This is a genomic window from Mucilaginibacter phenanthrenivorans (assembly GCF_024721155.1).
Taxonomy (GTDB): Bacteria; Bacteroidota; Bacteroidia; order Sphingobacteriales; family Sphingobacteriaceae; genus Mucilaginibacter; species Mucilaginibacter phenanthrenivorans.
Genome location: NZ_JAHVAP010000008.1, coordinates 23,248 through 43,656, shown reverse-complemented (window position 1 = coordinate 43,656; position 20,409 = coordinate 23,248). Strand labels below are relative to the sequence as shown.

The window sequence follows — 20,409 nt, the reverse complement described above, 5'->3', positions numbered from 1 at the left end:
TTTTGGACGATGTTTAAGTGAGTTACGTTACATCAAAATTAAAAAAAGCTGCCACATTCCGACAGCTTTTATATGTTGTGTTTTTGTTTGAAGATTAAAGATCAGCAATATCAAATGTTTTTGCTGCAACAACTACCGGTGTTAGCATTTTTGAAGAGTGGGTAGCAACTAAATCCTTGTGATCTACATTTTCTTCGCAATCACATTTGTAAGCGTATTCATTTACGGTGCCGCTTAAGCGGGCTTTTGCGTTATCACTTACACTTACACTTGCGCTAAAGGCATCGATGTTTAATTTAGCAGTAGCATTGTTGTGCAGGTCAACATCAAACTCAATCTTTGAGATATTTCCGAATGACTTAACTTCGGCGTTATCAAAAGCTGAGATGGCACGTAAGTCGTTTGCAGTTACCCAAACTACTAATTTTTCATTTTTGTATGAGGTGATCCTTAACACACCGTTTTTGCTTTGTACCAAAGCACTTTCATTGTAATATTTGTTGTAAACTTTTACCTGGTCGGCAACGCCGTCAGATACATATAATTCAACATTACCGCGCACTTCAATTTTATTGATGGCGCTGATGTCTGTTACAATTGTATAGTTATTATCAGCATTTTTTACGGTTGCTGCCTTGGTTGAATTTGTTACTCCTAATGCTAAAACTAACACTGAGAAGATGGTTATGATTTGAGTTTTCATGATGGTTATGATTTGATTGTCAAGTAATTATTTATAAATTCTAAATACACTAATAAGACGATCCGGGTAAAAATTCGTTACAGCAATATAGCCTGTATTAGGTGTGGAGGGGCTTTTACTCGGTTAAGCCGGAAATTTTGTCGGTGAAAGTTCTGGGAAGTTCATGGTTCATGGTTGATAGTTCATGGTAGCTGCAATTTTGATGGAAGAAGTTAATGGTTCATTGTTTTTGTTAGCTGCAAGCCTGTTTGCAAAAAGGATTGCCAGCTACTTAACTAATATCGCCCCGCCTAAGAGCTCCGGCTATGAACCATGAACTATGAACCATGAACTTTCCTTATCTTGCCATCACAATTGTTAGCTATGGAATATGTTTTAGGTGTTGATATTGGTACCGGCAGCGTGAAGGCCGTTGCAGTAAACCTGCAATGCAACTCGTTTGCCGACAACCAGGTGTATTATTCCTATAGCTCGCCAAAACCGGGCTATCACGAACAGGATCCGGAATTGATCTGGCAGGCACTCCGTGATTGTATAAAAGGGGTTGTTGAAAAAATTGGCAACCCTCCCCTTGCAGTCAGCCTGAGCAGCGCCATGCACAGCTTAATTCCGGTAGACGAAGCTTGTACTCCTTTAGCACCCATGATCACCTGGGCCGATAGCCGCAGTTCCGGGATAGCTAAGCGGTTACGGGCAACAACCGCAGGCATGGCTATCTATAAAGCAACAGGGACACCGCTGCATGCCATGTCGCCACTGTGCAAGATCATCTGGATAAAGGAAAACGACCCGGAATTATTTAACAGCACCTATAAATTCATCTCCATAAAGGAACACATCTGGCATAATTTATTTAGTGAATTCGAACTGGATCAGTCAGGTGCATCCTGCACGGGGTTATTTGATATCGGGCGATTAAACTGGCTTGATGACGCACTTCAACTGGCAGGTATTACACCGGGATCACTTTCCAAAGTTGTTCCAACAGACCATGTTAAAAATTACAGCGGCACCGAATTAAATTTTCTCAGTCAAAATACACCGTTTATCATCGGCGCCAGTGACGGCTGTTTGGCCAATTTGGGCAGCATGGCCGACAAGCCGGGCATCGCTGCAATAACCATCGGCACAAGCGGCGCGGTGCGCGTGGCAAGCAGCAAACAGCTACCTAATGCGCAGGCAATGACATTCAGTTACATCCTGGATAAACAAACTTTTATTTGCGGCGGACCAATCAACAACGGCGGCATAGCACTGCAATGGTGGCTAAAAAGCATCAGCCCCAACCCCACTAACCTTGATTATGACCACCTGTTTCAACAAATAGCCACCATCCCTGCAGGCAGCGACGGGTTGCTATTCCTACCCTACCTGACAGGGGAACGCGCACCTATTTGGGACAGCGAAGCCTGTGGGAACTTCTTCGGCGTAAAGCTGCAGCATACGCATGCTCATTTTTCAAGGGCGGTTTTAGAGGGGATTTGTTATGCCTTAAAGGATGTGCTTGATGCCGTACAGGAAAACTCAGCACCTATCACCCAAATAAATGTTAGCGGCGGTATCGTAAAATCGGACCTATGGGTACAAACCCTGGCAGATATCACCGGTAAAAAACTAGTAATTGTTCAAAGCGGCGATGCGTCGGCTATTGGTGCGGCTTTTATGGCTTTGAAAAGTATTGGAATGATAAAGGAATACCCAATCACAAATTCTGCTGGACTGAGAACTTTTGAGCCGGATGCCGCAAATACTGCTATCCATATTAAAAACTTTTCCATTTACAGGCAGCTGTATTCCGATTTGAAGGAGACGATGCACAGAATTTACGAATCAGGCAATTAGTACAATTGACAGTCCTCTTTAAAGCAAAAAAGCCGCCTGCTAAGCAGGCGGCTCCCATTATTATATATATATTGATTTTACGTATAGCTATTAAAGGCGGGCCAAGTCATCGTTATTTGCGATGGTAAAGCTTACAGGTGCTTCCTTGAAGTGCACAGCAGTAAAGTTGTTCCTTTTAACGTTCGATTCGATATCGCTGTTAACGGTTAACTGATCTGCTGAACCATTAAGGTCTGCTTTAGCATTGTCCTTTACTACCACATTAGCATTAAAAGCATCTAAGTTTAACCTGGCTTCTGCATTGTCATGCAATTCAACATCAAACTCAATTTTTGATAGCTTACCGAATGATTTTACTACGGCGTGGTCATAAGCGGCGATTGATCTAAGATCGTTTGCGCTAACCCAAACTACCAGTTTTTCGGCTTTGTATGAGGTGATACGCAGTACGCCGTTTGAGCTTTGCACCAGGGCGCTTTCTGAATAATATTTGTTGTAAATTTTTACCTGGTCGGTTGATGCATCAGATACGTAAAGCTCAACATTTCCGTGAACTTCTATTTTGTTGATGGCGCTGATGTTGGTTAATACGGTGTAAGTATTGTCATCGTTTTTTGCAGTGGCTGCATATGTTGAGTTTGCTATTCCTGACACTAAAACTAAGGCTGAGAATATGGATAAAAATGCGGTTTTCATGATCTTTATATTTTGATTGTCAATTAATTATATTTTCTAAATTTTAAATACACCTATATGACGATCCCACCCAGGAAACGTTACAGCAATATGCCCTGTAATAGGTATAGAGGCGGTTTTAGTCGGTAAGTGCGGAAAAAATGTCGGTGAAAATTCCGGGGAAGATTGAAGGTTTGCGGTGAATAGTACCTTGTAAAAAGTTTGGCCTTTGAAAGTTAATATGGCGTCAATGTATTTCTTGATACAACCGTACAGAATAAAGCACAATAGCGTCTCCCATCCTCCCTATAAAATGCAACGGAGCGGTTTTTGATAATCTGATAAGTCAGTTTATTAAATCAACCTATGGAAACTCAACCTGCCCGTTCCCGCTTCATACATTTAGGCGATGCCCGCCTGCTAAAATTCTTCATCAGTAACCTTGACAAGATCTATTGCGCCAAACAGCATATGGTGGCCCGGTTCCCGGAGATTGCAAACGAATCACATTTTGAGGATCTCAACCAGGCGATCCTTGAAACTGTGGATGATGTAAAAAAACAGATCGTCCGGATGGATGAGATCTATGCACGCCTTGGCGCCGAAAATACCACAACCGGATGTAACGGCCTCGCCGGGATGATTGAGGAGGCATTCACTGCCATCGGTGAGCAAAAAGATGACAAAGCGTTACGGGATATGGCCATCCTTTTTTATATGCAAAATATGGAAAGCATTGAGGTAGCGTCATTCCAGGTATTACAAATGATGGCAGTAAAAATGAAAAATCCGGAAATATTGCAGCTATTAAAGGAGAATCTTGATGAGGCGAAAGACGACCGGATGCTCTTATTGCTGATCACAGCCAAGTATGTTACCAGTTAACCAAGCCTACCGGAACAAAAAAGTTACGTTGTTATTCGCGTCAAATTTGTCTTTTCTAAATAAACTTACCGACATTTATAACAGGCAGCTCAAATCATTCTCAGTTCGTGAAGCTATATAACAGCTTTAATGGTACTATTATTTGAAAAACCTGATTTTAAAAAACGAGTTTAAACCTTATAGACCTATGAAAAGACATCCATCCCGGTTGCTTGCTGCAATATTATTGGCAGCAACATTTGTTATGACATTCGACCCTGTTTTTGCCGCCTTTTTACAAAACCCAAGGCCGGGCAGCAGACCATCGCGGCCACAACAGCCGCCGGCTAATCGTAGGCCGCCAGGTAACCCGCAACGCCCGGCCGGAAACGTTCGGCCTCCTGCAACAAGGCCACCAAGCAATCCGCAACGCCCGCCTGTTACACGGCCACCCGTAGGTGTGCGCCCGCCGGCTAACAGGCCGCCAACAGGGAACAGACCAGGCAGACCAGGCAACGGACACAGACCGCCAACCGGCAACCGACCAGGCAGACCAGGCGGGCACAGGCCACCTATTTACAGGCCGCAACGCCCTGTATTTATTCATCGCAGGCCGGTTTACAGTTATTATTACCATCCTTACCAACCTTATTATTGGGGACCATCATGGCATCCGCTTGGCTTCTTTGCTGCGGCGCTTGCAACTACCGCTATAATTATTGCTGTAAATAACCAGGATTACCATTACGACAATGGTGTATATTACCAGCCTGCAGACGGCGGTTATAAGGTTGTTCCTGCCCCTGTTGGCGCAACCGTAAATGCGCTGCCATCAGGTTACAGCACCACACAGGTTGACGGAACCGATTACTATTATTATGGTGGTGATTTTTATGTAAGAATAAATGACGGCTACCAGGTAATGGCCGCTCCGATTGGCGCCTTTGTAACCAATTTACCAGATGGCGCCGAGACAACTACCGTAGATGGTAATCAATACCTGTATTATAACGGAACCTATTACCAGCCGGTAGCTGTAAACGGCCAAAATGGCTACGAGGTGGTGGATATGCAGGAACAACAGTAGTTTCAAATACCAATATAGATTTGTCAACTTTTTTAAAGTTGACAAATCTTATATCATAAAAAAAGCCACCTGTTCAAACAGATAGCTTTCCATAATATATGATGGACTTTTGCAAAAGTCGCGGTGATAATTACATGCCGATCACGTCATTGCTGATTTCAGCAGAGAATGGCATTTTATTTTCGTTGTAATGAACAGCAGTAAAGTTGTTCCTTTTAACATTCGACTCGATATCCCTGTTAAGGTTTAATTGATTTGCAGAACCATTTAAATCAGCTCTTGCATTATCCTTTACAGTTACATCAGCGTTAAAGGTATCCATGTTTAATCTTGCTTCAGCATTATCATGTAAGTCAACATTAAACTCAATTTTTGACATCTTACCGAATGATTTAACCTGAGCGTTATCATAAGCAGAAATTGAACGCAAATCGTTAGCGCTTACCCAAACTACCAGCTTTTCAGCTTTGTATGAGGTGATACGTAAAACGCCATTGTTGTTTTGTACCAGGGCACTTTCAGAGTAGTATTTGTTGTAAACTTTTACCTGGTCTGAAGATGCGTCAGAAACATACAGCTCAACGTTTCCGTGAACTTCAATTTTGTTAATAGCGCTGATGTTATTTAATACAGTGTAATTGTTGTCGTCGTTAATTGTGGCGGCAGAGGTTGTTTTTGTTAATCCTAATATTACAATCATCATTGTAATTGCGGAAAAAAATTTGGTTTTCATTTTTTTATTTATTATTATTGTGATTCCAATTGTTGTATTCTTCTATTTTTTAAATACAACCATAAGACGGCGGTTATTTTAAAACGTTACAGTAAAACTTTACTTAATAGACCAACGCCTTGTTTTCGTCTGCAAAGGTGCTATTTTTATCCACCAACATTTCTCATCCTAGTGTAATAATTACACCGCTTCTATTAAATTGTTTTTTGAGTAATAATCGGATGTAAATTCATTGATTTACAGTTAATTATATCAAAACAAGGACCCTTTTTTGTTACTTTTTTCACCCTACCGAGAGGCTATCCCATGAAATTTTGAGTTTTTTGGCGGCGTAAAACCGCCTGGTGGAGTGAATTTTTTTTCTGAATTTGAACTTTGGGAGCCGTCAAACTTGCAAGATTGTGATCAGTATGACATTGGATTGACTAACCAATCACCAATTTCTCCCCCGCGAACTTAATTTTCCCTGCATCAAGTAATAAACGTATTGTATCAATTCGTTCCTTTTCCGTTCCACTTTTGGCTGCAGAAACCAGTGAACCCAAGTCATGAGACGAGGTACTCAGCAATTCAATAAGCTCATTGGTAATCTCATCAAAGATGTCGGCAGCATTATTTTGCCGCTTTTCATCAAGGCAAACATCACATACGCCACATTTTTCGGCATTGGGCTCATCAAAATAGGTTAACAATTGCTGGCTGCGGCATAGCCTGCGTTCGGCATAGGCAAATACGGCTTCCATTTTTTTGCGATAGGTAGCCTTCCTGTCTTCAATAGTTTTTTTGTTGATGTAAACCGCATCGTTGTGCTGGCGCGGCTTTAACCAGGTAACCTGTGGCATGTCGGTTTGTTGCTGATAGCTTAAAATATTATATCCGTCTAGTTGTTTCAACCCCTCTATAACTTGTTGCACATTCATCTGGCTCCGGCGGGCAATATCAAACTCCCGGATGCGCACATAGTTATCAAATGCCCCACCGTACGATCTTAATATCGTTTTTATAAACGGATCCCAGCCGGGATTCTGGATCTGGAAGTTATACAATTCCTCATTCTGTATATCAAACTTAAACCGCGATGGCAGAAAAACACTTTCATTAAATGAGAGGTATTCATCCAGTTCCAAAAACTTCAACGCGTTAATGGTTTTTATACTATCCAGCTTAAACCTGCTGCAGAAATCGCCCAGGTCCAGATCCAGACTTACCCCCTCTCCCGCTTCATAGGCTAAACTGTAATAATTAGCCAAATAATGATAAACCTGTTTTATTTCGGGAATGGTGGGGAAACTCAACTCAAATTTCTTTTCCTGCTTTAGCCTGTCAGCATAGTTATATAATAATACCCCGTAAGCTTTGTGCTCATCGCGCCCGGCGCGGCCCGCTTCCTGGTAATAGGCTTCCAAACTCTCAGGCATATCCTTGTGGATCACAAATCTTACGTCCGGCTTATCAATCCCCATCCCGAACGCGTTGGTAGCAACTATTATCTGTGTCTTATTAGTTTTCCAGCTCTCCTGTTTTTTTGAGCGTAAACCCGATTCAAGGCCCGCGTGGTAAAAATCAGCCTTAATTCCGTTGTCTGTATAAAACTTAGCAATCTCCGCAGTTTCCTTGCGGGTACGCACGTATACAATTCCACTGCCCTTTACGCCCCTTGCAACATCCAGCAGTTTCCGGAATTTATCTTCCGTATTTTGGACTACATAACTGATATTCTTCCTTTCAAAGCTTTTTTGAAAAACAACCGGATTCTTAAACCGCAATTTTTGCTGAATATCCTCCCGAACATCGGCGGTAGCTGTTGCTGTAAGCGCCAGTACAGGCACATCCGGGTGCAGGTCGCGCAGATCAGCAATATGCAGGTAAGGCGGCCTGAAATCATATCCCCATTGCGAAATACAATGCGCCTCATCAACCGCTATCAAATTAACCTTCATATAAGTGATCCGCTCACGTACCAGTTCTGACAACAACCGCTCAGGCGAGAGGTACAGGAATTTTACCTCGCCATAAATACAATTGTCCAGCGCCATATCAATTTCGCGCTTGCTCATGCCCGATACAATGGAAACCGCTTCGATGCCTTTTGCCTTCAGGTTTTCAACCTGGTCCTTCATTAATGCTATCAACGGCGAAACAACAATACAGATCCCGTCCTTCGCCAATGCCGGCACCTGGAAGCATACAGACTTCCCCCCTCCGGTTGGAAGCAGCGCCAATGTATCATGGCCCAATAAAACAGACTTGATGATCTCTTCCTGCATAGGCCGGAAGGTGTCATGGTTCCAATATTGTTTTAATATTTCCTGTAGCGTCATTTATTGATTTCGGAATTCGGATTTGGTAAAGATAAATGGCAAATCGAGAATCTAAAATTCAAAATACGTTTATAAATAATTCCGAAATCGAAATTCCGAAATCCGAAATCCTTTAATATTCATAAATTCGCGACGTATTATCCCCGCACACATGAAAGTAATTTACGCTACTCTTATATTCTTATCCTTTTCGCTTGGTTTATCAGCCCAAAAATGGAACGTGGAAAACCCACCCAACGCTCCACAAAAAAAGGTAACCATCACTACTGATGAAGGCACATGGATGAACCTTGACGTTAGTCCCGATGGTAAAACAATAGCCTTCGATCTTTTGGGCGATATCTATACCATCCCCGCTACCGGCGGAAAGGCCACGCTGATCGCAGGCGGCAAAGCCTGGGAAGTACAACCCCGCTTCAGCCCCGATGGAAAGTCCATCTCCTACACCAGTGATAAGGAGGGTGGAGATAACATTTGGATTATGAATGCAGATGGCAGCGGCAAGCATTCTATTACCAAGGAAACCTTCCGCTTGCTAAATAATGCTTCGTGGACACCGGACGGTCAGTACCTGGTTGCGCGCAAACATTTTACGGGTTTCCGTTCCCTCGGTGCAGGCGAAATGTGGCTTTACCACAAAACCGGCGGCGACGGCATCCAGCTAACTAAACGCAAAAACGACCAGCAGGATGCAGGCGAGCCGATAGTATCGCCTGACAATAAATACATTTATTGGAGCGAGGACGTTACTCCCGGCCCCAGCTTTCAATATAATAAGGACCCTAACCAGGGAATTTACGCCATCCAAAGATTAAACCGTCAGAACGGGAATATTGAAACGGTTACAGGCGGCACCGGCGGCGCTTGCCGTCCGCAGATCTCGCCGGATGGTAAGCTGTTGGCTTTTGTAAAGCGGGTGAGGCTTAAATCTGTATTGTTTATTCACAACTTAAGCACCGGCGAGGAATGGCCGGTTTATGATGGCCTGTCACATGACCAGCAGGAAACATGGGCGATTTTCGGCGTATATCCAAACTTTAACTGGTTGCCAAACAGCAACAATATTATTTTCTACGCAAAGGGCAAGATCTGGAACCTTGATATTACTTCGCTAAATGCAACACAAATCCCGTTCGAGGTTACTTCAACACAGTCGATTACTGATGCGCTGCATTTTCAGCAAAAGGTTTTCCAGGATGAGTTCCCGGTAAAAATGATCCGCCAGGTAACAACATCCCCTGACGGAAAGGTTATTGCCTTTAACGCCGCAGGCTACATTTATATAAAAGGCCTGCCGGATGGCAAACCGACCAGGATAACAGCAACCCCTGATTTTGAGTATGAGCCGGCATTTAGTCCTGATGGCAGGTCGTTGGTTTATGTCGACTGGACTGACGAGCTAAAGGGATCCATCAATAAAATAGACCTTACCACCTGCCTGGTAACCAGGCTCACAGCCGAAAAAGGATATTATTACTCACCAAAATTTTCGAACAAGGGCGACAGGATAATTTTTAGAAAAGGCGAAGGAAATGGCACTTCTGGCTATTCATTTGGTAAAAACCCGGGCATTTATACCATCCCTGCAAATGGCGGCACTCCAAAAATGGTGATCGACAATGGCATCTACCCGCAATATTCTGCTGATGATTCGAAGATCTATTACCAAAGTAATGAGGGCGATAAAAAAGCCTATAAAGTGATGGATACCACGGGAGCTAACCAGCAAACTTTGTACACATCAAAATACGCAACACAATTTAATCCAAGCCCCGACGGTAAATGGATGGCCTTCACGGAGTTATTTAATTGCTATATCACACCGATGATCTATACCGGTAGTCCGCAGGACTTGTCGGCTACTAATAAGGCGCTGCCTTTAAGTAAGCTTACCCGCGATGCCGGCACTTATATCCATTGGAGCAAGGATAGCCAGAAGCTGATGTGGACACTTGGGCCTAAGTATTTTGTGAGGGATATCCGAAATGCATTCCCATTTGTTGATGGCGCACCAGATAAAACCCCGCCAATTGACACCGCCGGAACAGATATCAACCTGAAATTAAAAACAGATGTGCCTACAGGCATAATTGTATTTAAAAACGCAAGGATAATCACGATGAAGGGCGATGAAGTGATTGAGAAAGGCACGATGATCATCTCCCAAAATAAAATCACTGCAATAGGAAAATCAACCGAAATTGCGGTGCCTGACAGTGCTAAGGTTTATGACCTTTCAGGCTCAACCATTATGCCCGGCATAGTTGATGTGCATGGACACCTGGGAACAAGTCCTGATGGAATCTCGCCGCAGCAGGACTGGCATTATTATGCTAACCTTGCCTTTGGCGTAACTACATCGCACGATCCGTCGAGCAATACGGAAATGGTTTTCAGTCAGAACGAAATGCTGAAGGCCGGTAATATGGTCGGGCCGCGCGTTTACTCAACCGGCACCATCTTATACGGCGCCGATGGCGATTTCAAGGCGGTGATCAACAATTTTGACGACGCACTTTCAAATATCCGCAGGTTAAAGGCTGTAGGCGCATTCTCCGTAAAAAGCTATAATCAGCCCCGCCGTGAGCAACGTCAGCAGGTTATTGAAGCCGCCCGCCAACTTCAGATGGAAGTTGTTCCTGAAGGCGGATCAACCTTTTTTACCAATATGAACATGATATTGGACGGACACACAGGCATTGAGCACAACATCCCTGTTTGGCCAATTTATAAGGATGTAAAATCGTTATGGAACGCCAGTAAAACAGGCTATACTCCTACGCTGATTGTGGCGTACGGCACCCAGTTTGGCGAAACCTTTTGGTACGATCGTACCGAGGTTTGGAAAAATGAACATCTGTTAAGTTTTACCCCGCAGTCAATTGTTGATGCACGTTCGAGGCGCAGAAGCACTTCGGAATACGGCGATTACGGCCACATAGAAGTATCAAAATATGTGAAGCAGATTGCCGATGGCGGAACAAAGGTGAATTTAGGTGCACACGGACAATTACAGGGCCTTGGCGCACATTGGGAACTTTGGATGCTTGCCCAGGGCGGCATGACGCCTATGCAGGCCATAAGGTGCGCCACCATGAACGGCGCAAGCTATTTGGGAATGGATAAGGAGATAGGTTCGCTGGAATTGGGTAAGCTTGCCGATCTGATCGTATTGAATGCCAATCCGTTAGATGACATCCGCAACAGCGAAAAAATAAAATATGTAATGGTTAATGGCCGCCTGTACGATGCCGACTCGATGAACGAGATAGGTAACCGCGAAAAAGCCAGGCAACCGTTCTGGTGGCAGCTAAACCGCGGTGCAATTTCTGATCTGCCGGTTCGCAACACCGAAACCTACCAGTTTACCACGCAGGACGGTGATTAGTCCGAAAGTCGAAAAAGTCAGTAAAGTCCGAAAGATGAAAAGCACACTTCTGAAGTTTCTTGTCTTTCGGACTTTTCCGGCTTCCGGACTTTCCGACTACTTTATCAGCCAACTATAAAATCCCGGAAAATCGCCGTTCCATTGTTTTTCATTGTGGCTGGCGCCTTTTATAATTATCACTGGCGATCTTTTCTTATCAGGGATTTTACTGCGAATGATAGTTACCATTCTTTTCATATCAGCTACCATGGTTTCGTCCTCCGAATCGCCGCACACAAAATAGAACCGGGATGTGGCCGGCAATTTTTGCTGTTCAGCAAATTTATAGACATCTGGCGCTATCCAAAATGCCGGCGAAAAGATTCCGGCATTGCCGAATACACGTGGATATTTTAATGCAGCGTACATAGAAATAAGTCCGCCCATTGAACTGCCCGCAATAGTTGTATTTATGGCATTAGTTTTAGTTCGATAGTGTGAATCGATATAAGGCTTAAGCGTCTTCACTATAAAATCCACATAATCGTCGCCCCTGCCCTTGCCATATTTGGAATCATAAGGGTCGTATTCGGTTATGCGATAGTCGCCGCCATGGTCAATCCCTACCACAATGCACTCCTTTTTGTCACCAAGTTTATCAAGAATCTCATCAATCCCCCACTCACCATAGCCGGATGTGAAGCTATCGAACAAGTTTTGTCCGTCATGCATATATATTACCGGGAATTTTTTGGCGGAGGACTGATAATCAACAGGCAGATAGATCCAAACCCTTCGTTGCCTGCCCAATTGCGGCATACCAAACTTTTCGCTGATGATGTGTACTTGTGCACTGGCTGTATGTTGTTTTGGCTGGGTTGCAAAATTGTCCTGCCAATTTTCAACATTCATCACAATGGTTGTGTCATTCAAAATATTTATGGCCCGGTTATCAACGGCGTTACCAGCCTTTGTACATTCAACAGTTTGCCAACCGCCGCGGGTAATTTTAAAATGATAAATACCTCTTTGCAAATCCTTTAAAAGTTTGTACGAACCGGGGCCATCCGGCATTAATTCCCAGGCCTTATCGGCGGGGTTCCAACCGTTAAAATCACCGGCCAGAAAAAGGCGTTCGCCAGCCTGATTTAGAGGGTATAAATTGCCTGTTTTAAAGGTTGTTTTTTGTTGCCCGAAAATCAAAAAACTTTGGGCAAAAAGCCAAAACGCGCAGAAAATTTTCTTTTTATCCATTTTTAATTGTTACGCTAACAGTTATTTTCCGGGAACGTTCCCGGAAAAGGGTTACCTTTAAGTAAAATTATCAATTGTGTAATTTAAACACTCTGAAATTAAAAAAACTTCGTTTTTCACAAATTTATAGCTAAAAAACCACGATTTCTTCAAAATTTATTTGCGGTTTTTACATTTCTTTAAAGTTAATTATGAGACGAAAAAGATTATTAAAATTATCTTTTATATAATATTTGCTTTTGTTAGTTCTAAATGTAAATTAGGCCAATGCTGTTACAGCAAAAATAACAAACCAATTGTTCGAGGCACCAGGTGTCCCATTTTTTATTTTTAAATTAAGAATTATATGAGAAAAAACTACTCAAAAAAGTATGTTCTTCTGTGCGCTTTTCTTATGCTGTCGGCGATGGCATTTGCGCAAACAGGAAGCATAAAAGGCAAGGTAATTGATGAAACAAACCAACCCCTGCCTGGATCATCCATTAGCATTGACGGGACTACCACCGGGACCGTTACCGACGCTGGTGGTAATTATACGATTACTGGTTTAAAACCCGGGAATTATACAGTTACTGCAAAATTTCTGGGCTACATTGCGCTCAACAAAACAGTAACTGTCAGTACTTCTGTTGTTACCATTGATTTTGCTTTAAAACCAGCGAACAACAATTTGAACGAAGTTGTTGTTGTTGGTTATGGCACCCAAAGGAAAAAAGACCTTACGGGTTCTGTGGTATCCGTTTCGTCTAAGGATTTTAACCAGGGGCCGATTACTACTCCAGAAGCATTAATAACCGGTAAGGTATCGGGTGTTGAAATTACTTCAAACAGTGGTGCGCCAGGTGCCGGAAGTACTATCCGCATCCGCGGTGGTGCATCCATTACCGCCAGTAATGATCCACTTATCGTAATTGATGGTGTACCTATCAGTAATTCAGGCATTCCAGGTATTGATAACCCGTTAGCTACTATCAACCCAAATGACATTGAATCCTACAATATTTTAAAAGATGCGTCTGCAACTGCTATTTACGGTTCACGCGCTTCAAATGGTGTAATAATAGTTACCACCAAAAAGGGAAAGGGTAATGAGCCTTTTACTGTTAATTTTAGCTCACTCAACTCATTATCAAAAATTACCAAGGAAGCTCCCTCTTTAACAGCGGCTCAGTTTCGTAGCGTAGTAAACAGCCCGCAAGCTGGTTTAACCGATGCTCAAAAAGCTCAAATGGGTACTTCTAATACCGATTGGCAAAGCCTTATCTATCGCCAGGCATTTTCAACGGATAATAATATTAGTTTCACAGGCGGCGTAAAGGGGCTACCCTATCGCCTGGCCATCGGTTACTTAGACCAGGATGGCGTTTTAAAAAGAGACAACTTAAAAAGGACTACTGTTGCATTAAATTTAAATCACGACTTTCTACGTAACAGCTTGAAGGTTGATTTCAATTTAAAAGGCACTTATACCGACAGGCATTTTGCAAATCAAAGTGCAATCGGTGCCGCAGTTGGATTCGATCCTACACAGCCTGTTTATTCTGGCAATCAAAAATATGGCGGTTATTTTGAATGGCTTGATGTTAGCGGAAATGGCAACCCAAGTACATTGGCACCACGCAACCCATTAGGTTTGCTGAACGAACAGCAGGCAAGAGGAACCACTAAGAGAGGCTTAGGAAGTTTATCATTGAATTATATTTTCCCATTCCTAAAGGAACTACAGGCTAATGCAACATTTGGCGGTGACATTACTGATGGCCAGGGCCAAACTTTTGTTCCTGCAACAGCAGCTGCAAGCTTTGCCCAAAAAGGATCATTCAGCCAATATTTTGGCGAAAACTATACTTATAACACCGATTATTACCTAAAATACGCCAAGGATTTTAAGGAAATAAAAAGTCACCTGGATGTACAGGCAGGTTATTCTTACCAGTACTTCCATTTTTACACCAAGCCCTATGCTTCATATGCAGCAGATAAAACAACTGTTACAAGTGCAGCGGCAGCTATATTCCCGGGACAATATTATATTGAATCGCCATTTGGCAGGTTAAACTTCAATTACAATGACGAGTTCTTGTTAACCGCCACGATTCGTGATGACCGTTCATCAAAATTCTCAAATGCAAACCGCAATGGCTATTTCCCATCAGTTGCATTAGCATGGCGCCTTAAACAGGAAGACTTTTTAAAGGGTGTTGATTTCGTATCTGACTTAAAGCTACGTGGCAGTTATGGTGTTACAGGCCAGCAAGATATTGGTCCAAACTTTGCTTACCTTGCTGTATATGACCCAAGCAATATTGGAGCCCAATACCAGTTTGGCGGCAGTTATATAAACACACTTCGCCCCGACGCATACAACACAAACATTAAATGGGAATCTACAGCTACCTCCAACTTAGCTATTGATTACGGATTTCTTAACGGTAAAATTAACGGTAGTTTAGAGTATTATTACAAAAAAACCAAAGACCTTTTATTTGACACGCCAGTTCCGGACGGTACAAACTTAACAAACCACGTAATTGCAAATATTGGCAACCTCCACACAAAAGGTATCGACTTTAACATAAATGTAAATGCTATTACTACGCAGGATATAAACTGGACAGTTGGTTATAACATATCTTACAATAAAATAACTGTTGATAATATTTCAGCAACACATGATCCCAACCAGATAATCCAGGTTGGTGGCATTCCCGGTGGAGTAGGAAATACTATTCAATTGCTTAAAGCAGGGTATACCCCTTATCAATTCTACGTCTATCAACAAGTATATGGTTCAAACGGCATGCCTTTGAATGGTGTATACGTTGACAGAAACGGAAACGGATCGAGCTCAGACGATAAATATCTATACAAACAACCGAACCCTTCGGTGTTTATGGGTTTCAATTCAAATCTTAACTATAAAAAATGGAATCTTGGGTTCACATTACGCGCTAACCTGGGCAACTACGTATACAACGCGGTGCAGGCCAGTAACGGTGCGTATGCAGGCTTAAAATTCCAGGGCTATCTGAATAATATTCCGAACAGTATTTTGAAAACCAATTTTTCACAATACCAGCTCTACTCTGACTATTATGTTGAAAATGCATCGTTCCTACGCATGGATAATGCTAATTTGACTTACAACTTCGGAAAAATTGCGGGTGCAGCCAGCTTAAGAATCACAGGTAATGTTCAAAATGTATTTGTTGTAACCAAATACACAGGCCTTGATCCGGAAGTTTCAACAGGAATTGATAACAACATCTACCCAAGACCGCGAGTTTATTCGCTTGGTGTAAATGTTACTTTTTAAGTAGAATATAAGATATATATAAAGTATTATGGAAATTAAACATTTAAAAAAGCTGTTAGCCATTTTAATTATTGGCATAGCAGTCACCATTACATCCTGTAAAAAGAATTTGCAGCCGCTCGGTCAGTCTACCAGCGCAAACGTTTACAAGGATTTTTCCAATTACAAACAAATTTTAGCCAAGTTATACACTGCATTCGCACTAAGCGGCCAACAAGGCCCTGCCGGCAATGCGGATATAGTTGGAATTGACGAGGGCTTCTCGAATTACCTGCGTGAGTTGTTCAATATGGAAGAACTTACTACGGACGAGGCACAAATTGTTTGGAACGATGGAACTGTGCACGATTTGCACGACATGAACTGGACTGCTCAAAACGAATTTATCAGGGCAATGTATGATCGCATTTTTTATGAGATTGCTGTTGATAATGAATTTATCCGCCAAACTACCGATGCGCAGCTAAGCGCCAATGGTATAACTGGCAATAATTTAACACTAGCCAAACAATACCGCGCAGAGGCCAGGTTTCTAAGGGCTCTTGCCTACTATCACGCAATTGACCTTTACGGAAGTGTACCATTTATAACTGAAAACGACAAGGTGGGTGTTTTTTTTCCGAAACAAAAATCGCGTGCGGAGTTATTTGCTTATGTAGAAAGTGAATTGAAAGCAATTCAAGGCGATATGGGCGACCCTCGTTTTGAATACGGCCGGGCTGATAAAGCCGCAGCCTGGACGCTTTTATCAAAACTTTATCTAAATGCGAAGGTGTACACTGGTACCGATCGCAGCACAGACGCAATTACCTATGCTAAAATGGTTATCGCGGCTGGCTATACACTTGAGCCACATTATAAAAATTTGTTCCTGGCAGATAATAATAATTCTAAGGAAATAATTTTCCCTATCGAATCTGATGGCATCCACACCCAGGGATATGGCGGAATGACCTATCTTGTACACGCCCAGGTTGGTGGCAAAATGGATCCTGCAAAATTTGGTATTAACGGCGGCTGGGCCGGGTTACGCACCACCAAACAATATGTTGGTTTATTTTCGGACCCAAGTGGAGCAACTGACCAAAGAGCTCTATTCTTCACAACGGGCCAAAACATCGAAATAAACGATGAGTACACGTTTACGGATGGTTATGCAATTCAAAAGTTCAGAAACGTTAGTTCGACAGGCGTTACCGGCTCTGATCCTACCGGCAACTTCCCTGACACTGATTTCCCAATGTTCCGTTTAGCTGACGTATACCTTATTTATGCTGAAGCAGTATTACGTGGAGGATCAGGTGGAGATTTAGCTACGGCCCTCAACTATGTTAACCTTGTGCGTACCCGTGCTTATGATGGCAGTAATTCGGGTAATATTACTTCCGGCAATTTAAATCTTCAATTCATTTTGGATGAACGCGGTCGTGAACTGCTATTCGAAATGCAACGAAGGACTGATTTAATCCGTTTTGGCAAGTTCACTGATGCCAGCTACCTATGGGCGTGGAAAGGCGGAGTTAAGGATGGTAAAGGTGTTTCATCTGACCTGAACCTAATGCCAATTCCTTCAACCGATTTAGTTAACAATCCAACTTTGATTCAAAATCCAGGTTACAAATAAGAAATGCGTAAGCAAGGGCGATTATTATTGTCCTTGCTTGATTATTGTTTAAATGATTTAATAAATATCAAAAAGGAATATGAAAACTATTTTTACAAAATTTTTAGCATTTAGCGGTATATTACTGCTTATGCTGTCGTCCTGTAAAAAGGATGAAACAAAAGTTGTGGCAACTAACGGCAAACCCGGTGCGCTAACAGCGACGGCAGACAATGTGGTATTGACCAGCGCAAACGCTGATAATGTTGCGTTATCCTTCAATTTTACCCCAAGTAGTTACGGTTACAAAGCCGCAATAACTTACACTTTACAAGTTGATGTAAAAGGTGACAATTTTGCAAAAGCTACTAATGTTAGTGTGAGCGGTAAGTCATTTGATTACAAAGTTTCAGACTTTAATAATGCATTAGTTAACATGGGGTTAATTCCCGGAACAACTGCTGAAGTTGAAGCACGTATAAAATCCGAATTGGGAACAAACGTTAGCGCCGCATATTCAAATGTTCTTACTATTACAGTTACGCCATATGCTTCTATTATTACATATCCGTCTCTTTACGTGCCCGGAGCGTACCAGGGGTGGTCCCCGCCTACCGCTGAAAGAATATCTTCGGTTAAAGATGATAAAACTTATGAAGGTTATGTGAACTTTAGTGACGCTGGTTCGTTGGAATTTAAATATACTAGTGATCCGGATTGGAATCACACCAACTATGGCGATGGCGGTGCAGGCTCTTTAAGTACTGACGGTGGTGCCGGCAATCTTAAAGTTCCTTCAACCGGATATTTTTTATTGAAGGGCGATCTTAATGCCAAAACCTGGTCTGTAACCAAAACAGCATGGGGTATAATTGGTGATGCTACGCCAAACGGCTGGAACAGCAGTACGCCGCTTACCTATGACTCAACCAATAAGGTTTGGTCAGCCACTGTAACTCTTACAGGTGGATTATTTGTAAAATTCAGAGCAAATGATGCATGGGATATAAATCTCGGCGACAACAAACCTGCAAACGGAGTTTTGAAATACGGCGGAGAAAATATCCCTGTAGCCGAAACAGGTACTTATAAAATAACTTTAGACCTAAGTCATCCTGCATATTATATATACAGGCTAATTAAACAATAGTACGGAGAGTTTGATTGAGAGACCCGCCTGGTGAAAACCAGCGGGTCTTTTTTATTACTTACGATTATCAATTGAAAATAAACGCATTGATCATTAGCTTAAGCTAGATATCCTTTCAAAAAATTGATGTAATCCTCAAAAAACAAAAATGGTTCACAATTTACCTTCGCAAACTATGAACCATCATGTTTATAAATTAAGGGAAATTACCTGTTCTTTATATCAACGTATTCCCTATTTACAGCGCCTACGTAAATCTGGCGCGGGCGGCCAATAGGCTCCTTGTTTTCTTTCATTTCCTTCCATTGTGCAATCCAGCCCGGCAGGCGGCCCAGTGCAAACAGTACGGTAAACATATCGGTAGGGAAACCAAGTGCGCGGTATATAATGCCCGAATAAAAATCAACATTCGGGTAAAGCTTACGCTCAACAAAATACGGATCCTTCAAGGCTACTTCTTCCAGCTTCTTTGCTATCTCCAGCACTTCGTCATCAATACCCAGTTTCTCTAAAATATCATCACATGCCTTTTTAATGATCTTGGCACGCGGATCGAAGTTTTTGTATACGCGGTGACCAAATCCCATTAAACGGAAAGGATCGTTTTTATCCTTGGCCTTGGCGATCCATTTGTCGGTATCTCCCCCATCCTCTTTGATCTTTTCCAACATCTCAATTACTGCCTGGTTTGCGCCGCCATGCAACGGGCCCCATAATGCAGAAATACCGGCAGAAACAGAAGCATAAATATTAGATTCAGACGATCCCACGATACGTACCGTAGAAGTTGAACAATTTTGTTCATGGTCGGCATGTAATATCAGCAATGTGTTCATCGCACTTACAATTACCGGGTCTATCTGAATATCTTCCGTACGCTGACCAAAGGTCATGTGCAGAAAATTGGTAACATAATCGTATTTATTTTGCGGATAGATCAGCGGATGTCCCAATGACTTCTTATAGATCCATGAAACTACGGTAGCCATTTTTGCAAGCATTTTTATAATGCTTAAATGAAGCTCTTCCTCGGTTTGTACTGATTTTAGTGATTCCGGATAAAATGCAGACAACGCACAAACCAGCGAAGACAGCTGACCCATAGGGTGTGCCTTTGACGGAAAACCGTCAAAAAACTTCTTCATATCCTCGTGTACCAGGGTATGACGGCTTATTTCGTACTGAAAATTGCTTAACTCCTTTTCACTTGGCAGTTCGCCATGTATAAGTAAATAGGCAACTTCAATAAAGCTCGATTTTTCGGCAAGCTGCTCTATCGGGTAGCCACGATATTTTAAAATGCCTAATTCACCATCTAAAAATGTAATTGCGCTTTTGGTTGCGCCTGTGTTTTTATAGCCGGTATCAAAGGTAACATAACCGCTTTGGTCGCGTAATTTTGAAATATCAATTGCTTTTTCACCCTCGGTACCCTCAATAACGGGAAGATCATAAGTTTTATCGCCAATCTTTAATTGTGCTGTCTCCGACATA

At 42.4% G+C, this 20,409-nt stretch carries 13 protein-coding genes; 7 read left to right on the top strand and 6 right to left on the bottom strand.

Features of this window, described 5'->3' with window-relative positions; genetic code table 11:
- Nucleotides 1–94: 94 nt before the first annotated feature.
- On the bottom strand, nt 95–703 hold the full coding sequence (locus tag KXD93_RS19720; RefSeq protein ID WP_258139068.1) for a GIN domain-containing protein: 609 nt from the start codon (nt 701–703) through the stop codon (nt 95–97).
- A 363-nt stretch (nt 704–1,066) separates the two neighbouring features.
- Between KXD93_RS19720 and KXD93_RS19715 the strand changes: the two genes are divergently transcribed.
- Nucleotides 1,067–2,545 carry a gluconokinase gene (locus KXD93_RS19715; protein WP_258139067.1) on the top strand — a complete coding sequence of 493 codons (1,479 nt, stop codon included), beginning with the start codon at nt 1,067–1,069 and terminating at the stop codon, nt 2,543–2,545.
- Between the two features lie 90 nt (nt 2,546–2,635).
- Here KXD93_RS19715 and KXD93_RS19710 read toward each other — a convergent pair whose 3' ends face one another.
- A complete protein-coding gene (locus KXD93_RS19710) occupies nt 2,636–3,241 on the bottom strand; it encodes a GIN domain-containing protein (protein ID WP_258139066.1) in 606 nt (201 codons plus the stop codon).
- Nucleotides 3,242–3,586: 345 nt separating this feature from the next.
- Between KXD93_RS19710 and KXD93_RS19705 the strand changes: the two genes are divergently transcribed.
- Together KXD93_RS19705 and KXD93_RS19700 are read left to right on the top strand one after the other, a co-directional pair.
- Nucleotides 3,587–4,105 (top strand): DUF892 family protein, encoded by a 519-nt coding sequence (locus KXD93_RS19705; protein ID WP_258139065.1) that lies wholly within the window; start codon nt 3,587–3,589, stop codon nt 4,103–4,105.
- A 187-nt stretch (nt 4,106–4,292) separates the two neighbouring features.
- The gene (locus KXD93_RS19700) at nt 4,293–5,171 is read left to right on the top strand and encodes a DUF6515 family protein (protein ID WP_258139064.1); all 879 of its coding nucleotides are present in this window, start codon (nt 4,293–4,295) and stop codon (nt 5,169–5,171) included.
- Between the two features lie 130 nt (nt 5,172–5,301).
- On the opposite strand, the gene KXD93_RS19695 is transcribed toward KXD93_RS19700, so the two are convergent.
- Both KXD93_RS19695 and KXD93_RS19690 read right to left on the bottom strand, forming a co-directional pair.
- Nucleotides 5,302–5,904, bottom strand: coding sequence for a GIN domain-containing protein (locus KXD93_RS19695; RefSeq protein ID WP_258139063.1), 603 nt, complete (start codon nt 5,902–5,904; stop codon nt 5,302–5,304).
- Nucleotides 5,905–6,329: 425 nt separating this feature from the next.
- Nucleotides 6,330–8,225, bottom strand: coding sequence for a RecQ family ATP-dependent DNA helicase (locus KXD93_RS19690; protein WP_258139062.1), 1,896 nt, complete (start codon nt 8,223–8,225; stop codon nt 6,330–6,332).
- A gap of 151 nt (nt 8,226–8,376) precedes the next feature.
- Between KXD93_RS19690 and KXD93_RS19685 the strand changes: the two genes are divergently transcribed.
- Nucleotides 8,377–11,613 (top strand): amidohydrolase family protein, encoded by a 3,237-nt coding sequence (locus KXD93_RS19685; RefSeq protein WP_258139061.1) that lies wholly within the window; start codon nt 8,377–8,379, stop codon nt 11,611–11,613.
- Nucleotides 11,614–11,709: 96 nt separating this feature from the next.
- On the opposite strand, the gene KXD93_RS19680 is transcribed toward KXD93_RS19685, so the two are convergent.
- The gene (locus tag KXD93_RS19680; RefSeq protein ID WP_258139060.1) at nt 11,710–12,846 is read right to left on the bottom strand and encodes an alpha/beta hydrolase; all 1,137 of its coding nucleotides are present in this window, start codon (nt 12,844–12,846) and stop codon (nt 11,710–11,712) included.
- A 346-nt stretch (nt 12,847–13,192) separates the two neighbouring features.
- Here KXD93_RS19680 and KXD93_RS19675 point away from each other — a divergent pair, with 346 nt between their 5' ends.
- From KXD93_RS19675 to KXD93_RS19665, 3 genes are all read left to right on the top strand, one after another.
- Nucleotides 13,193–16,162 carry a SusC/RagA family TonB-linked outer membrane protein gene (locus tag KXD93_RS19675; protein WP_258139059.1) on the top strand — a complete coding sequence of 990 codons (2,970 nt, stop codon included), beginning with the start codon at nt 13,193–13,195 and terminating at the stop codon, nt 16,160–16,162.
- Nucleotides 16,163–16,190: 28 nt separating this feature from the next.
- Nucleotides 16,191–17,786 carry a RagB/SusD family nutrient uptake outer membrane protein gene (locus tag KXD93_RS19670; RefSeq protein ID WP_258139058.1) on the top strand — a complete coding sequence of 532 codons (1,596 nt, stop codon included), beginning with the start codon at nt 16,191–16,193 and terminating at the stop codon, nt 17,784–17,786.
- A 79-nt stretch (nt 17,787–17,865) separates the two neighbouring features.
- On the top strand, nt 17,866–18,915 hold the full coding sequence (locus tag KXD93_RS19665; RefSeq protein ID WP_258139057.1) for a SusE domain-containing protein: 1,050 nt from the start codon (nt 17,866–17,868) through the stop codon (nt 18,913–18,915).
- A gap of 206 nt (nt 18,916–19,121) precedes the next feature.
- Here the strand turns inward: KXD93_RS19665 and KXD93_RS19660 are convergent, their stop codons facing one another.
- A complete protein-coding gene (locus tag KXD93_RS19660) occupies nt 19,122–20,408 on the bottom strand; it encodes a citrate synthase (RefSeq protein ID WP_258139056.1) in 1,287 nt (428 codons plus the stop codon).
- Between the last annotated feature and the right edge of the window lies 1 nt (nt 20,409).

Coding starts and splice junctions, on each gene's coding strand:
- KXD93_RS19705 (WP_258139065.1), top strand. CDS start 3,587: ATGGAAACTCAACCTGCCCGTTCCCGCTTCATACATTTAGGCGATGCC.
- KXD93_RS19675 (WP_258139059.1), top strand. CDS start 13,193: ATGAGAAAAAACTACTCAAAAAAGTATGTTCTTCTGTGCGCTTTTCTT.
- KXD93_RS19720 (WP_258139068.1), bottom strand. CDS start 703: ATGAAAACTCAAATCATAACCATCTTCTCAGTGTTAGTTTTAGCATTA.
- KXD93_RS19680 (WP_258139060.1), bottom strand. CDS start 12,846: ATGGATAAAAAGAAAATTTTCTGCGCGTTTTGGCTTTTTGCCCAAAGT.
- KXD93_RS19685 (WP_258139061.1), top strand. CDS start 8,377: ATGAAAGTAATTTACGCTACTCTTATATTCTTATCCTTTTCGCTTGGT.
- KXD93_RS19660 (WP_258139056.1), bottom strand. CDS start 20,408: ATGTCGGAGACAGCACAATTAAAGATTGGCGATAAAACTTATGATCTT.
- KXD93_RS19710 (WP_258139066.1), bottom strand. CDS start 3,241: ATGAAAACCGCATTTTTATCCATATTCTCAGCCTTAGTTTTAGTGTCA.
- KXD93_RS19670 (WP_258139058.1), top strand. CDS start 16,191: ATGGAAATTAAACATTTAAAAAAGCTGTTAGCCATTTTAATTATTGGC.
- KXD93_RS19715 (WP_258139067.1), top strand. CDS start 1,067: ATGGAATATGTTTTAGGTGTTGATATTGGTACCGGCAGCGTGAAGGCC.
- KXD93_RS19665 (WP_258139057.1), top strand. CDS start 17,866: ATGAAAACTATTTTTACAAAATTTTTAGCATTTAGCGGTATATTACTG.
- KXD93_RS19700 (WP_258139064.1), top strand. CDS start 4,293: ATGAAAAGACATCCATCCCGGTTGCTTGCTGCAATATTATTGGCAGCA.
- KXD93_RS19690 (WP_258139062.1), bottom strand. CDS start 8,225: ATGACGCTACAGGAAATATTAAAACAATATTGGAACCATGACACCTTC.
- KXD93_RS19695 (WP_258139063.1), bottom strand. CDS start 5,904: ATGAAAACCAAATTTTTTTCCGCAATTACAATGATGATTGTAATATTA.